The 15,676-nt window shown below is 61.2% G+C and carries 12 protein-coding genes; 9 read left to right on the forward strand and 3 right to left on the reverse strand.

Annotated elements, in window-relative coordinates:
- The first annotated feature begins 618 nt into the window (after window positions 1-618).
- Window positions 619-1,131: a hypothetical protein gene (locus tag METLI_RS09015; protein ID WP_004039661.1), complete on the forward strand. Its 513-nt coding sequence runs from the start codon at window positions 619-621 to the stop codon at window positions 1,129-1,131.
- Between the two features lie 63 nt (window positions 1,132-1,194).
- Here the strand turns inward: METLI_RS09015 and METLI_RS09020 are convergent, their stop codons facing one another.
- Window positions 1,195-2,010: an ABC transporter ATP-binding protein gene (locus tag METLI_RS09020; RefSeq protein ID WP_004039663.1), complete on the reverse strand. Its 816-nt coding sequence runs from the start codon at window positions 2,008-2,010 to the stop codon at window positions 1,195-1,197.
- Window positions 2,011-2,096: 86 nt separating this feature from the next.
- On the opposite strand from METLI_RS09020, the gene METLI_RS09025 reads away from it, so the two are divergent.
- On the forward strand, window positions 2,097-2,681 hold the full coding sequence (locus tag METLI_RS09025; RefSeq protein ID WP_004039666.1) for a HemK2/MTQ2 family protein methyltransferase: 585 nt from the start codon (window positions 2,097-2,099) through the stop codon (window positions 2,679-2,681).
- Here the strand turns inward: METLI_RS09025 and METLI_RS09030 are convergent.
- The gene (locus METLI_RS09030) at window positions 2,673-3,107 is read right to left on the reverse strand and encodes a sensor histidine kinase (RefSeq protein WP_052311186.1); all 435 of its coding nucleotides are present in this window, start codon (window positions 3,105-3,107) and stop codon (window positions 2,673-2,675) included. The two genes, METLI_RS09025 and METLI_RS09030, sit on opposite strands and share 9 nt — an antisense overlap.
- 348 nt (window positions 3,108-3,455) lie before the next feature.
- On the opposite strand from METLI_RS09030, the gene METLI_RS12475 reads away from it, so the two are divergent.
- The 4 genes from METLI_RS12475 (at window position 3,456) to METLI_RS09050 (ending at window position 12,400) form a co-directional block, all read left to right on the forward strand.
- A complete protein-coding gene (locus METLI_RS12475) occupies window positions 3,456-5,828 on the forward strand; it encodes a NosD domain-containing protein (RefSeq protein WP_004039670.1) in 2,373 nt (790 codons plus the stop codon).
- Window positions 5,829-5,833: 5 nt separating this feature from the next.
- A complete protein-coding gene (locus tag METLI_RS12480; protein WP_157203252.1) occupies window positions 5,834-6,925 on the forward strand; it encodes a hypothetical protein in 1,092 nt (363 codons plus the stop codon).
- Window positions 6,926-7,280: 355 nt separating this feature from the next.
- Window positions 7,281-8,441 carry a hypothetical protein gene (locus METLI_RS09045; protein WP_157203253.1) on the forward strand — a complete coding sequence of 387 codons (1,161 nt, stop codon included), beginning with the start codon at window positions 7,281-7,283 and terminating at the stop codon, window positions 8,439-8,441.
- Window positions 8,442-8,470: 29 nt separating this feature from the next.
- Window positions 8,471-12,400, forward strand: coding sequence for a NosD domain-containing protein (locus tag METLI_RS09050; RefSeq protein ID WP_169313811.1), 3,930 nt, complete (start codon window positions 8,471-8,473; stop codon window positions 12,398-12,400).
- 68 nt (window positions 12,401-12,468) lie between these two features.
- Here the strand turns inward: METLI_RS09050 and METLI_RS13445 are convergent, their stop codons facing one another.
- Complete coding sequence (locus tag METLI_RS13445; RefSeq protein WP_004039678.1) at window positions 12,469-12,717, reverse strand: hypothetical protein; 249 nt, start codon at window positions 12,715-12,717, stop codon at window positions 12,469-12,471.
- 92 nt (window positions 12,718-12,809) lie between these two features.
- On the opposite strand from METLI_RS13445, the gene METLI_RS09060 reads away from it, so the two are divergent.
- Genes METLI_RS09060 through METLI_RS09070 form a run of 3 tightly spaced genes read left to right on the forward strand, consistent with a single transcriptional unit; the run spans window position 12,810 to window position 15,654 of the window.
- The gene (locus METLI_RS09060; protein WP_004039679.1) at window positions 12,810-14,063 is read left to right on the forward strand and encodes a 3-isopropylmalate dehydratase large subunit; all 1,254 of its coding nucleotides are present in this window, start codon (window positions 12,810-12,812) and stop codon (window positions 14,061-14,063) included.
- 2 nt (window positions 14,064-14,065) lie between these two features.
- Window positions 14,066-14,563, forward strand: coding sequence for a 3-isopropylmalate dehydratase small subunit (locus METLI_RS09065; RefSeq protein ID WP_004039680.1), 498 nt, complete (start codon window positions 14,066-14,068; stop codon window positions 14,561-14,563).
- Complete coding sequence (locus METLI_RS09070) at window positions 14,542-15,654, forward strand: isocitrate/isopropylmalate dehydrogenase family protein (protein ID WP_004039682.1); 1,113 nt, start codon at window positions 14,542-14,544, stop codon at window positions 15,652-15,654. The genes METLI_RS09065 and METLI_RS09070 overlap by 22 nt, the downstream gene beginning before the upstream one ends.
- Window positions 15,655-15,676 lie beyond the last annotated feature (22 nt).

Here is a 15,676-nt window from a genome sequence, read left to right on the forward strand (position 1 = left end):
AATCGCATGCGGGGGGTCCGGGGGTGCAACCCCCGGGCAGAGGCGGACTTCGCTATTCGTTCGATCGTCTCTTCGCATCGAGAACGTGAGGGCTCCTGAAGATCGAGCAGGCCCCTGCCGGGGGGCCTGCTGCCCCCCGATCCCCCCGCACATCTGATTGGGGCGGGGACAACCAAACCGCTCCAGCACGCCCACTCATCATTTTCCTATCCACAGATACTCCACCCCCGTCCTCGCATATCCACGAGCAATCGCACGCGCTGGATCCAGGGCAATCGCCCCCGGCGCGAAGATAGAGGAAGACAAATGAATCACGCTTGTATCTGGAAAAGTGATGATATTTACAAAGCCCTGACAGCAGTTCCCCTTTAGATCCAGGATCGAATTACTTTCGGAGCCTTCGACGATCGTATCGATTCATATCAAGGGTCGAACCCGGGGATGGAAGGGAACGGCGTCCATATCACAACATGGAGGAGGGACTCGACAACCGGCACGAATAAGTGTTCCGAATCTAAAAGGCGTCACTACAGGGCGACAGGTATCCATGCAGATTGAAAACCTGGCAGCAAACAGGGGGAGACCTTTCAATGGCGATCCCGGAGAACGAAGATTGTCATGATAGCTTATCCCATCGCCATGGCGGCCTGGTTCATTCTCCTGCCAGTCATCTGCATCGGAGGTCTTGCCCTCCTGACCTACTATGCGGCAACAAAGATCCGACCGGCGGCGGGCAGAGTCCTTCCGATTGCAATTGGCCTATTCCTCTCTGTTCTGGCGCCGGTTGTCGGCCACTTATCCTTATCGGTCGATCTCGGCGTTATGGCGATGGGTGCCCTGACGCCGTTCATGACCGTCGAGAGGTATTTCCCCGAACGGCATCGATACACGATTCTCTTCGTCGGCTCCATCTTCGCGGGATCCATACGCTTCATAAACGGGCTTGCAATGGCCTCTGACGGTGGTTCGCCGATCTTCCACCTGCTCACTTCTATGACCTCATCCGATGCAGGCTTTCTGATCATGAACTCAGTCGCCCTGTACCTGGAGATGGCAATCTGTTCAGCACTGATATTCGGCGTTGTTCTCGTGGCTGTCGCTGCATGGAGAAAAATGTCAGGGAAATTCTGACCGGCGCGGAAAAGATCGTCCGGCACTTCTACGCCCGCACGCCGGGACAGCCGGGAGCGGCCCCTAATACCCGCTCGCATAATACCACCCTCCCTCCTCCCTGATATGCACCGGGACATCGAAGAGGCCGCCGATGATTGTGTCGGTCAGGATCTCCTCCTTCGGGCCGTCGGCGCAGATCCGCCCCTCCTTCACCAAGACCACCCGCGAGATCTCCGGGATGATGTCGTGGAGATTGTGGGTGACCATGATCACGCCGGTGCCCGAGCGGGCAATCTTCTGGAGTGTCGAGCGGAAGTGGTGAAGGGCGTGGAGGTCCATGCTGTTCGTGGGCTCGTCCAGGATGAGTGCAGCGGGGTCGTGGACGAGCGCCCGCCCGATCAGGAAGCGCCTGCCCTCGCCGCTGGACATCTCCCTCATGGAACGATCTGCGAGGTGCTCGATCTCCAGGAACCTGAGGATCTCGTCGGTCTTCTCCTCCATCGTCGCAGTGACCTCGTGCCTGAAGAGCCCGACGCTGGAGAAGAAACCGGAGAGGACTGCCTCGCGCCCGGTGATCTCCCGGGTGAAGGTGAACTGCAGTTCGTTCGAGACGATGCCGAGCATTGAGCGCAGGGCGCCCACCTCCCAGACCTCCTTTCCCATGATCAAAAACCTGCGATCGGCGTGCGCCAGCGGGTAGTGCTCGCGGGTGATCGTCTTGATCAGGGACGACTTCCCCGCACCGTTCGGCCCGAGGAGGGCGAGGTGCTCGCCGGCACCGACGGTGAGGGAGAGGGAGTCGAGGACTTTTTTGTCGCCCCTCATCACGGTGATATTGGCGAAGTCCAGCAGCGGGGGAGAGGGAGTCGTTGCATCAGGGGGTACCTGCTCGTTCATCGTGCAGGTACCTCAGATCTGCCTGCAGATACGGGTTGCGGCGACGACCGCAGGACTGAAAACCGGCGGCGACCCATGATACGATCATGCAGATCCCCACCCCTTCCCCGGACGACCAGGTCTATGCACCGGCGGAGGACACCTTCCTCATCAGGGACGCAGCGCTCGCCGAGGTCAGGCCGGACGACCGGGTGCTCGAGGTCGGGTGTGGGAGCGGTGCAGTCTCGGCGGCCCTTCTCGGCAGGGCAGGATCGGTCGCGGCGACCGATATCAACCCCCATGCGGTGCGGGCCGCGCGCGCCCTCGGCGTCGAGACGGTGCGGACCGACCTGATGGCCGGGGTCCGCGGCCCCTTCGACCTTGTCCTCTTCAACCCCCCGTACCTGCCGACGGCGCCGGAGGAGCGCCTCGACGACTGGCTCGAATACGCGCTGGACGGCGGGCCGACGGGCCGGGAGACGATCGAGCGTTTCGCCGCCGACGTCGGGCGGGTGCTCGCCCCTTTCGGCCGGATCCTCCTGCTTGTCTCATCCCTCACCGGCCCTGAGGAGGTGCGAAAACTCTTCGCCGGTCTCGGGTATATCGTTCTCCTCGCTGCAAAGGAGCGGGTGGAGGGCGAGGACCTTCTGGTGCTGCGGATCAGCCGCGACCTCTGCTGTTTTTCAGGGTGACGGCGACCTGCCGGCGGGCGTGGTCCTGAAACCGCCGTGAGGCACCGTGATCGCAAAGCGTGCACCTGATCCTGCCGTCCCGGTCTCCTGGATTGTCATGCCGGTGATCCCCAGGATTTCCCTGACCATAAAGAGCCCGAGGCCGGTGTGCTTTCCAACGCCGCGCTCGAATATCCTTTCCTTCTCACCGTCGGGAATGCCGACGCCGTTGTCTTCCACGACGATGACCAGGTTCTCCCCCTCGGGTGCGCACGAGATCCGGAACTCCGTCGCTGTCACGCTGTGGACAACGGCGTTGTTTGCCAGATTGAAGAGGGCGCGTTCGATGAGAGGGTCGGCATAGACCTGTATGCCCGCACAGGAGATCCCGGCCTGCAGCCCGTTCTGTCCGGCATAAATATCCTCTCCTTCGAGTATCCTCCGCAATGCGCATTGCTTATCACACGAAGAATGCATGGATTATCGCCTCCCAAAAATATCGCCGAAAACAAAAGGGCTCTCAAGAGCCCACATTATTAAAGTAATTTAATTAATTAATTTAATATGTAAAGCCAAATTATTTCATCCATCATGCCAAGATCAGGATAGACCATGTACTGCCCCCCTACCAAGGCGGTTGGTCACTAGAGAATAGTGATCCCCATGAATCGAAGAAAAACAATATTTTATGAGTATCTAAAGGGTACCGGATCGAGAATATGGAGTAAAACCGGCATTGCCGTATTGGTTCTTCTCTTCTTCTGCGGTCTCCTGATCGCGCCGGCATCAGCAGGAATGACCACACAGGAAGTGACCGTCATAAAACTCGCAGCCGATGGATCGACGGTGCTCAACCAGACGACGGTCGACTGGCAGTGGATGATGGAGAACCTGCCGGTGGTCGGCGATGGAGAAACGATCTATTATAACCAGGGGCCGATCTTCGAGGATGCGTGGAACGAGGTCCACCCCGGCGAGACCTATGATCCCTGGAACCCGACCGAGGACGTGAACCTGGTCTACAAGGACCACGGGGAGTTCATGGGCACCAATGTTTCGGATCTGATCGACCTTGTCGGCGGTGCCGAACCAACCGACAGGGTGAAATTCACGTCATCAGACGGGTTGACGAAGACGTGGCCCGCGGACTATATCATAAACCCCAACCCCAGGCAGGGGCCGTTCTGCCTCGCCTGGTATCACGGGAAGGACACGGGATACGTGAACCAGAGTTTTTCCGATGGGATGCGCCTGTATTTCCTTGCCGAGACGACCAACACCGACGGTATGCATGTCTGGGGCAACTATGACATGCACGAGTCGTGGGCTGAAGACTACTGGTATTATTATTCCGGGATCTACCCTTCGGCAAGCGGGGTCTCGGTCAAGTACGTCAAAACCGTTACGATCTACAGCAACGAAACGGCCGACGCCCCGGTAGCCGGGTTCACAGTCGACCCGCTCGGCGGTGAGGCCCCGTTGACGGTGCAGTTCACCGATACCTCAACGAACGCACCGACAACGTGGGAGTGGAACTTTGGCGACGGCGCGATATCCGATGAGCAGCACCCGGCACACACGTACCAGGATGAAGGCACCTATACCGTGAGCCTGACCGTCTCGAACGAGTGGGGGAGCGACACCTGCACCGGCGAGAGCCCGATCACCGTCGATGCGGCCGGGCCGCACGAGCCGCGGATGTACGTCGTCGACGGCGGCGGCGGCGCGGACTTCACCACCATCCAGGCGGCAGTGGACGCCGCCCGCGCGGGAGATACCGTCGTCGTGCGGGACGGGACCTACCGGGAGAACGTGGCTATCGAAAAGGGCATTAAGGTCAGGTCGGAGAACGGACCGGAGAAGACGGTCATCCGCGTGGCGAGAACCGGGTCGAAGGACGATCACGTGATCTCCGTGACGGCCGACGGCGTTGTTGTCAGCGGGTTTACCCTGCGGGATGCCGAGACGGGGGGCGCCGGCCTGGCGGTGCTCAATGCGACGGGAGGCACCTTCTCGGACCTGATCTGCACGAATAACAGCCACGGGATCTCCCTGCACGCATCGCCGGGCAACGAGATCCTGAACAGCGCCTGCAACAACTGTTACCGCGGCGTCGATCTCTATGAGGGGTCGGGCGATACGCTGGTGACCGGATGCAACCTGAGTTATAACGCCGATTATGGAATCTGGGCCGAAAATTCGAATGGGAACCGGTTTACCTGGAACACCCTCCTCGGTGCGGAAGGCGGAGGGGCGATCAATCTCAGGACATCGTGCGACAACCTCGTCGCGTATAACGTCCTCGACTGCTTCAACCCGCAGGGAGCCCACTGTCTTGTGGTCGAATGGAGTGCGGTGAACAACACCATTTATATGAACGATTTCTTAAGCAGCGTGCTCCTCGCGACTGTCGATGCCGGGCCGAACACCTGGAACTCGACTGAACCGGTCTCCTATGTGTACGGGAACCGGACATATTCGGGGTATGTCGGGAACTACTGGGAGAACGTGAGCGGCCGCGGGTATACGGGCGAGGACGCGGACGGCGACGGGATCGGGGACACGATATATTCGTTGCGGGTCCATTCGCCGGAGTTCTCCCCCGCGTATGACCACCATCCCTTGATGGAGCGGTTCGAGAACTACGTGGGAGAGGGCGACGTGATCCCGCTTTCGAAGGGCTGGAATTTCATCTCAGTGCCGCGAATGCTTGCACCGGGATCGGATACGGCGTCGATCTTCTCCGGCGTCGATATGGGCGGCCACTCGATCTTCCGGTACGATCCGGCAACCGGGTGGGATGCGCTCAGTGCGGGTGATCCGATCGAACCCCTTGAGGCCTACTGGGTGTATGCGGAGATTTCTTCCAGCGTGCCGCTCGCCTTCGACACCGATCCAGTGAGCGTTCCCCCGGAGCGGACCCTTGGTACGGGATGGAACGCCGTTGGGTTTACCGATCCTGTCCCGACGTCGGCCAGAAACACCTTCCTCTCGGTGGAGGACGACTGGAGCTGCGCCATTGGATTCGACGCCGCCGCACAGCGCTACGAGGTATCAATCATCAACGGGGCCGACGGGGACCACAGGGATGAGCGCAACCTGGAGCCGATGAACGGTTACTGGCTCTTTATGCGGTCTGCAGGGCATCTCTGCGCGATCAGTGGGTGAAATAGATGAAACGAACAGGAACGACTGTATTGACACTCATTCTTCTCTGTGCCCTGGTGACGGGGGCATGGGCGGTGCCCATCCTCCCCTGTGATTTCTGGGGCGACGTGACGATCAACGGACAACCGGCAGCGGCAGGGACAACGATCACCGCCCTGATCGACGGGGAGGTGTGCGGCGAGATCACGATGACGGAGGCCGGGAAATACGGTACCTATGCGGAGCTCGGGGAGAAATTGGTGGTCCAGGGTAAGGACGGCGACGCGGGCAAGACGATCCGCTTCACCGTGGCCGGGACTGCGGCCGGACAGACGGCGACGTTTGTTGCTGGAGACGCCCGGCGTCTCGACCTGAGTGTTTCGACGGGCGGCACCGGGGGTCCTTCTTCCGGCGGTGATTCAGGCGGTCCGTCCACCCCGGTGCAGAGCGGCACGCCGGTGTCGGCAGCCGCGGCGTCGTCGGCGGTGGGGACCGGAGTGCTCCAGACGACCTCGACGGGTGCGGTGACGGCGGCGCTGGCCGTGACAACGCAGGACCGCACCTGCACGGTGAAGATAGCGCCGGGCGTGGTCGCCACCGGTGCCGACGGGGCGCCCCTCCAGGAGGTGACGGTGACGGCGTTGAGCGGGAGCGGCGTGCCGCCGGTGCCTGAGGGCACGACCTATGCATTTGCAGGCCGCGCCGTGACGTGCGGGCCTGCTGGGGCGACGTTCGATCCCGCGGTCACCCTCTCGTTCACGCTCAGCGAGGAGGAGTGGTCGCAGCTCTCGGCGGCGGATCTCTCCATCAAATGGTATGACGAGGAGACAGGGGCATGGGTCGACCTGCCGGTGGAGGTGGACGCGGCGACGCGGACGGTGACGGCGCGGGTCTCGCACTTCTCGGTCTTCGCCCTGTTCTCCCCGGAGAAGGAGGTAACGATGCCTTCACAGACGGTGGCGACACCGCAGACCACTGGCCAGGCCGGAGCGACCGCCGCACCGGCCGGTGATGCGGGCACGGGCGCATTTCCTTGGGCGGGACTGGCCGGTATCGCCGTGCTGATCGTCGCCGTCGGGGCGGTATATTCCTGGCGGAACAAAAAGCAGCAGCCGTGATCGGGTTTGCGCGCGGGGGAGGGGGGCCCCGCACCCCTGTACCCACGCCCTCTTTTTTTCCCGTGTATCGAGTTATTCAGGATTCATCCCGGTTTATGCGGCGGCGCCGGGGAACGGGGGATGTTTGAACGAAGGATCAGCGAGAAATTAATATAATATTTATATGAATCCATTTGATTTTGATAAAATACAGGCATTTTTTGCCCGTATGTGGACTGGGGAGGATTATTGCGGGATTTGGAGAGAATTAACCATATAAATTTAATATAACTCATTTATTAAACCCATCGATTATATTGTTGGACATTTAATGCTCAATTAATAAACGGAGAATTAAAAAATGCTGTTCAGGAAGATGTCATCTTCGTACAGGACCATACTCATCGCGGCCCTGATACTGAGCGTCGCACTGGTTTTACCGGTCGCGGCAGTGACGACAAGCATAACTGTGACGAAATACGCGGACAACAACTACTCGCAGAGCGTCGACGCCGAGACCTTCAATCTCTCACAGCTGCGGACGCTCTCGTCGGTCTACAGCAACGGCCCGGTCTATATGCAGGGTCCGACCTTCGATTCGAACGACCCCTGGGGCGACGGCGGCCAGAACATGATCAACTTCTATGGTCACAACGGCTCGCGGGTCAGCAACATCACCGATGAAGTCGGTGGCATGAGCGACGGTGACGAACTCAAGGTCCAGTCAAGCGACGGGTTCTCCCTCTACTTCGGCTACGACAACGTCTACGCACCGGACAGCAGTCAGGGCGACATGATCGTCGCCTGGTGGGACTCGGATTACGGTTTCGTCCCCGATTACACCTACGGCATGAGGCTCTTCTTCTACACCCCGCCCTCCTCCTACGGCGTCGACGATTCGCTCAACCTGACACTCCGCGATATGGAGGCGTCGTTCGATCCCTGGTACCGTCACAACTACAGCCTGACCTGGCCTTCGGCAAAGGGCCTCTCGTCAAAGTACGTCCAGTACCTGAAGATCTACCCCCCGCACCGCTACGACTTCAACACCACCGGCGACACCGTCGAGTACGCGTACGAGGGCGATGTGGACGGAGTGCCAGGCACCAGCACCGTGCCAAGCACCGCGTTCAGCAGCACCGCAAACATCGCCGCCGATGACAGCGTCTCGTATCAGACCGATAGCGAGAACGAGGGGGAGTACGCCGCCCAGCGTTTCGTCTTCAATGTCGCCGAGAGTGCGGGCAACATCGAGAAAATTGCCGTCACCTGGGTCGGGACCGGTACAAATGCCGGTGACACCGACGGCGCCGACCTCTACATCTGGAATGGCAGTAACTATGAACTCCTGCAGAGCAGTACCAGCAGCAGCGAGGTCACACTCTCAGGAGAGAAGACCTCAAGCATCAGCGACTACATCAACGACGGCAACGTCACGGTGCTTGTGAAGCAGAAGAGTGCATCAAATGGAGATGATGCATCGACTCTTGCAACCGACTACGTAAAGTTCGTGGTGACTCATCACCACGCCAACTAACCTTTTTTCTTTTCTTTATGGTGATTACGATGAAAAAATCGATTGGAACATTTTGCCTTATCCTACTTGCTCTCCTCGTCGCACCGACAGCGGCGACAACCCTCTACGTCGACGACGACGGTGGAGATGGGATCTACACCACCATCCAGGCTGCTCATGACGCCGCCTCGTCAGGCGATACGATCTGTATCCTGCCCGGCACGTACCCAAGATTTGCGATCAGAATACCTCACCTGACATTCCAGAGCAGAGATGGAGTAGATTCTGTCATCATAGACTGTCAGGATGGTGAGGGACTCAGGATCCCAGAAGGAAGCACTAATAACGCAGCAGGAACGGTCATCGACGGATTAACATTTATCAATGGAAAACCATGTTTTAAAATAGGAACTTATGGTCCTGCACCAGATTGTATTATTAAGAACTGTATAATTAGTAAGATAAGCGGTTATCCAGATATCTCTGGTGACAATATTACTTTTGAGAACAATACCCTGATGGATAATAAGAAGACTCTCATCTGTATTCTGAGGCTACAAGATTCAAAAAACTGCACAGTAATCAATAACACGTTTACCAATATTACAACCTCATCTGGAACCATTTACCTCCGCGGCACAACTACGACCAACAACACTATCAGCGGAAACACCTTCAATACCAGCGGGAATTCCTTCTACTTCCGTGATGTCAGCGACGGGAACTATATCTTCCTGAACACCAACGTCTCGGGCGTCACGCTCTACAATGGCAACACTCCCCCGATCACTTACTGGAACGCCACCGCCCCGGTCACCTACACCTACAAGGGTGTCGAGCACACCGGCTACCCTGGCAACTTCTGGTCGAACTACACCGGCGAGGACGCGAACGCCGACGGCATCATCGACACCCCGTACGTCCTTCCGGACGGCCTCGGCACCGACTACGCACCCCTGGCGGGAGTGTGGGAGGACGGCGCCATCGCGGCGCCGGAGCCGAAGACCTGGTACGTCGACGACGACGGCGGTGCGGACTTCACCACCATCCAGGCGGCCGTCGACGCCGCCTCTTCAGGTGAAACGATCGTCGTGAAGGACGGCACCTACACCGAGAACGTCCTGGTGGACAAACCGCTCGTCATCCGCACCGAAAACGGCCCTGAAAACGTCACCGTCACGGCCGCGGCACCTGAAAAGCCGGTCTTCGATGTCGACGCCGACGCCGCGACCGTCGAGGGCTTTGCAGTCCGCGGCCCGACAAACGAGCATATCGCCGGGATAGAGATCGTCGGCTTCGACAACTGCATCGTCAGGAAGAACGACTGCGCCGGATGCTACAACGGCGTCCACCTCGGCGGCACGGCAGCGAACAACACCGTCGAGGAGAACTATTGTCACGAGAACACCCGCCGCGGCATCAGCCTGCGCGACACCGTCCACGACAACCGGGTCTACAACAACACCTGCGAGAACAACGCCGACGACGAGATCTGCGTCAAGGACCAGACCGCAAACAACACCATCTGGGCCAACACCCTCAACGGCACGGTGGAACTCGTCACCGCCAACACCTACCACTCGCCCGCAGAGGTGACCTACACCTACAACGGCGCTGAATACACCGGCTACGTCGGCAACCGCTACTCCCTCTACAACGGCGCCGACGCGAACGGCGACGGCATCGGCGACACCCCGATGTCGTTTGGCACCTACGCGGATGATTACCCGATGATGGGTGCGTGGCAGAACGGCATCATCGCCTATACCGCCCCCTCCATCGCCAGAATCACCCTCTCGCCGGACTCTGCGACGCTCGCGATCGGCGAGACACAGCAGTTTGCCGCCACCGCCTACGACGCCGCGGACGCACCCCTCACCAGCACCGCTTTCGTCTGGGCCTCCTCCAACACCTCGGTCGGCACCGTCAACGCCACCGGCACCTTCTCGGCCCTTGCCGCCGGCACGACCAACGTCACCGCCACCGCGGATAATGTCACCGGCACGGCGACCATCACCGTCACAGCCATCCCGGCAATCGAGTGGGCCCCGTACGTCACCGGCACCACCGCCACATCGGCCGCGGTCCGCTGGCGCACCGACCTCCCGTCGAACGGCACCCTGGAATACGCCGACGAGACCCACTACACCACACACGGCGGCTACGAGCACACGATCGACGACAACACGGCAGCCGAACTCCATTGCGTCGACCTCACCGCCCTCACCCCGGACACCCGCTACCACTACTGCGTCGTCGTGGACGGCGCGGCCACCGGCGACCGCACCTTCAGGACCTTCCCGGAAAGTGGCGGGTTCACCTTCATCGTCTACGGCGACACCCAGGAATCGCAGAACTTCACCCAGCTTGAACGGCACCGCCTCGTCGCCGAACGCGTCGCCGCCGAAGAACCCCTCTTCGTCCTCCACACCGGCGACACCGTCAACATGGTAGACGATGCAGCCGAATGGAAACGCTTCTTCGAGGCCGGCGACCCGGTCTTCGCCAACACCAGCATCTACACCACCCTTGGCAACCACGAAGACAACAGCACTGCCTACTACGATGCCTTCGGCATGCCCGAATGGTACTCCTTCGACTGCGCCGGAGCGCACTTCGCCGTCCTCGACTCCAACGACTGGACCGGCGACCGCATGGACGACGAGACCGCCTGGCTGGAGACAGACCTTGCCGGCGACGCCGAATGGAAGTTCGTCGCCTTCCACCACCCGCCCTATACATCAGAGGAGCGTAACCCCGGCGGCAACCTCTACCTGCGCGAAGAATGGGGCCCGGTCATCGCCGGCGAAAAGGTCTCGGCCGTCTTCAACGGCCACGTCCACGCCTACGAACGCTACCTCGTGGATGGCGTCCAGTACGTCGTCACCGGCACCGGCGGCGGCCCGCTCTACCCCCTCGGGACCGACAGGCCGGACGGCTACCAGAACAGCCTCCAGCACACCCTGGGCTATACGAAGGTGACCGTCCATGAGAACGGGACCGCCGCGATGGAGTTCGTCGAGGTGGCAGAGGTCTCCGACGACAACACCGCAGTGCTCTCCATCTACCCGGCAGGCACCGTCTTCGACCCGGTCACCCTCGTTGCACCCGTCAACCTCCCCGATCTCGCCGTGACTGCCCTGCAGGCGCTGTCCGATCCGACGGTCGGAGAGAACTGCACCTTCAGGGCAACGATCGAAAACATCGGCGACGCTGCGTCGCCCGCGACGACCGCCGTATTCTCAGCCGGCGGCGTTGAGATCGCACGCCCAGCCGTCGCCGCCCTCGCCCCTGGCAACGCCACCGTCCTCACCCTCACCTGGACGCCGGTCACCGCGGGCACCGTCATGCTCACGCTCTCCGTCGACCCGGACAACCTCATCGAGGAGACGGACCGGACAAACAACGCCCGGACGATCGCTGTCACCATCCGTGACAACGGCGGCGAGGTGACGCCTGAGGAGAACGACACCTTACGTCTCAACCCCGGTTGGAACTTCGTCTCCACGCCAAAGCGGCTCTCGGCCGGCAACGATACCGCCTCGATCTTCCTCGACGTGGACATGGCCGGGCGCCCGCTCTACGCCTACGACGCCGTGACCGGAGAGTGGCTCCAGGCGAACCAGAGCACCTCCATCAGCCCGCTCTACGGCTACTGGATCTACTCGAACACCACCGCCGAGATCCTCCTCGACTACAACGAAGACCCTCTCAGCGCACCGCCCGTGATCGAGCTGGTCGGCGGCTGGAACGCCATCGGGTTCTCGGACACCGAACCGACCCCGGCAAAATATGCGCTCTCGTCGCTTGGCGATGCATGGACCACCCTCATCGGCTACGACTCGGCCAATGAAAAATACGAGGTCTCGATCATCAACGGCGCCGAAGATGCCCACAACGACCTGCGCGAGATGCAGCCGACGAAGGGTTACTGGATCTTCCTGACAGAGGAGGCTCCCCTCTGCGCCATCTCCGCATAACTTTTTTTTGAGAATCGAACTTTACAGGGAATTTTTTTCAGTCGGAGGCCGCCGCGTCACCTGTACCATCAGAGGGTCGCCAGTGTCAGGAGCAGATAGAGGACGAACAGGACGGCGACGATCTTGATCCAGAGGGGAATGGTGAAGTGCGTTTCGCCCTCCTCATGAACCACGGCCTCAGGGGACGGGAGTTCCTCCTCAGACTCGATGACAAAAGATCCGGTGTAGCCGCACTGCTTGCAGCGGTAGCGAAATCCCCCATAGCCCCCGAGTTCCTCGTAGAGATCGGTGCTACCGCACTGTGGACACCTGAGCATGGTCATCCCTTTTGAAATGTCTCTTAATTATCCTTGCGGGGCCCACCCCAAACAACTTAACCGCGAACCCTCCATGATTCAGGTGATAAGGCATGGGAGCAACTCTCGTAGAGAAGATCTTCTCCTCCCGCTGCGGGAAGGAGATAGAAGCGGGCGATGTGGTGATGGCGGCAGTGGACCGGGCGATGATCCACGACATCACCGGCCCCCTTGCCGTGCAGAAATTCCGTGAGATGAACGGAACCGAGGTCTTCGACCCTGCGCGGATCGTGATGCTCTTCGATCACCAGGTCCCGGCCGACTCCATTCAGGCAGCCGAGAACCAGAAGTTCATGCGGGAGTTTGCGCTTCACCAGGGCATTCACAACTACGATCTTCGCGAGGGCGTCTGCCACCAGGTGATGCTGGAGAAGGGGCATGCGGCGCCCGGCGAGATCGTCGTCGGCTCCGACTCCCACACCTGCATGTACGGGGCTGCCGGGGCGTTTGCGACCGGGATCGGGTCGACCGACATGGGCTTTGTCCTCCGCTTCGGCGCCCTCTACTTCAGGGTGCCTGACTCGATCCGCGTTGAGGTGAATGGCGCCTTCGCACCCCGCGTCGGGGCGAAGGACCTGATCCTCGAGATCGCCGGGAGCATCGGGGCGGACGGTGCCACCTACCAGGCCCTGGAGTTCACCGGCGAGACCTTCGCATCGATGCCGATGCCCGGGCGGATGACCTGCGCCAACATGGCGATCGAGATGGGGGCGAAGGCGGGGATCGTCCCGCCCGATGCGATCACCTGGGAGTACCTGAAGGGGCGCCGCCCGGATGTCCGGCCGTTCACGCTCGAAAGCGACGAGGACGCCACCTACGCGGAGCTGCGGGAGTTCGATGCTGCCGACCTGGTGCCCAAAGTGGCGGTGCCGCACAACGTGGACAACGTCGTCGACGTCGAGGAGGTCGCCGGCACGCACGTCGACCAGGTCTTCATCGGCTCGTGCACGAACGGGCGCTACGAGGACTTCGCCGAGGCCGCAGAGGTGCTCGGGGACCGGACGTTCTCCGAGGACGTGCGAGTGATCCTGATCCCGGCCTCGCGGGACGAGTACCTCAAGACCCTCAGGGCCGGGCTGATCGAGCGGTTCGTCGAGGCCGGCGCTCTCGTCGAGGCGCCCTGCTGCGGGCCCTGCATGGGCGGCGCCTTCGGTCTCCTCGCACCGGGCGAGGTCTCCCTCTCCACCTCGAACCGGAACTTCAGGGGGCGGCAGGGGAGCACCGAAGCCGGGGTCTACCTCTGCTCGGCGGCGACGGCGGCGGCGAGCGCGATCACCGGCGAGATCACCGACCCGAGGGAGGTGTGAAGATGCAGATCTGGAAGTTTGGCGACGACATCGACACGGACGCGATCATACCGGGCAGGTTCCTGACCGAATACGACCCGAAGAAGCTCGCGGAGCACGTCTTCGAGGGTACCCGCGACGACTTCCGGGCGGGCGTGCAGGAGGGCGATATCCTGGTGGCCGGGAGAAACTTCGGCTGCGGATCCTCGCGCGAGCACGCCCCGCTCGCCCTCCTGGGGGCCGGGGTGAGGATCGTCGTGGCAGAGTCGTTTGCCCGGATCTTCTACCGCAACGCCGTCAACACCGGCCTCCTCCCCCTCGTCTGCCCTGAGGCAGGCGCACTCGTCGAGGGGAACGAGGCCATCGTCGATCTCGCCGGCGGCCATATCGAGTCTGACGGCGTCCGCCACCAGATCGAGACGGTGCCGCCGTTCATGCAGGAGATCGTGGACGCGGGCGGACTCGTGGAATACGCGAAAAATATGAAGGAGGTGGAAGTGTGTACAGGGTCGCATCGATAGGCGGCGACGGCATCGGGCCGGAGATCCTCGTAGAGGGGAAGAAGGTCCTGGACGCCGCAGGTGAGAAGTATGGTTTTGAGATCGAGTGGACTGACTACCCGATCGGGGCCGACCGCTACCTGGAGACCGGCGAACTCGTCACCGAGGACGAGCTGAAGGAGCTCTCGGCCTACCGGGCGATCTACTTCGGGTCCATCGGCGACGACCGGGTGCGGCCCGGCGTGCTGGAGAAGGGGATCTTGCTTGCCCTGCGGTTCTACTTCGACCAGTACGTGAACCTACGGCCGATCAAACTCCTGCACGGTGTCTCGACGCCGCTCGCCGGGAAGGGGCCCGAGGATATCGATTTCGTCGTCGTGCGGGAGAACACCGAGGACTTCTACGTCGGGATCGGCGGGCGGTTCAAAGGGCGCCACCACGCCGACCTCCAGGTCGCGCGGGACCTCTACTCGGTGAAGTTCGGACTTGACGCCGAGAGCGACGCCGAGGAGATCGCCTACCAGATCGGCGTCCTCTCGCGGGAGGGGAGCCGCCGGGTGATGGAGTACGCCTTCGACCTGGCCGAGCGCCGGGAGAAGCGGGTCACCTCCGTCGACAAGGCGAACGTCCTCTCAGACGTCTACGGCCTCTGGCGGGAGGTCTTCACCGGGGTCGCCGCCGCCCACCCGACCGTCTCGACCGAGTTCAACTTCGTCGACGCCGTGACGATGTGGTTCGTGAAGAACCCGGAGTGGTTCGACGTCGTCGTCACCCCGAACATGTTCGGCGACATCATAACCGACCTCGGGGCGATGATCCAGGGCGGCCTCGGGCTGGCGCCCGGCGGCAACATCAACCCGGAGGGCACATCGATGTTCGAGCCGATCCACGGTTCGGCCCCGAAGTATAAGGGCCTCGGCGTGGCAAACCCGATCGCCACGATCTGGGCGGGTTCTCTCCTGCTGGACCACCTGGGCGAGCACGAGGCGGCCGACGCCGTCGTCCGCGCGATCGAGGGGACGATCAGGGACGGCGTGGTGACAAAGGACCTCGGCGGCACGGCGCGGACCGCCGATGTGGGCGAGCACGTCGCCGCGTTGATCAGGTCCTGAACACCTCTTTTTTTATCCTGCA

The organism is Methanofollis liminatans DSM 4140 (genome assembly GCF_000275865.1).
GTDB lineage: Archaea > Halobacteriota > Methanomicrobia > Methanomicrobiales > Methanofollaceae > Methanofollis > Methanofollis liminatans.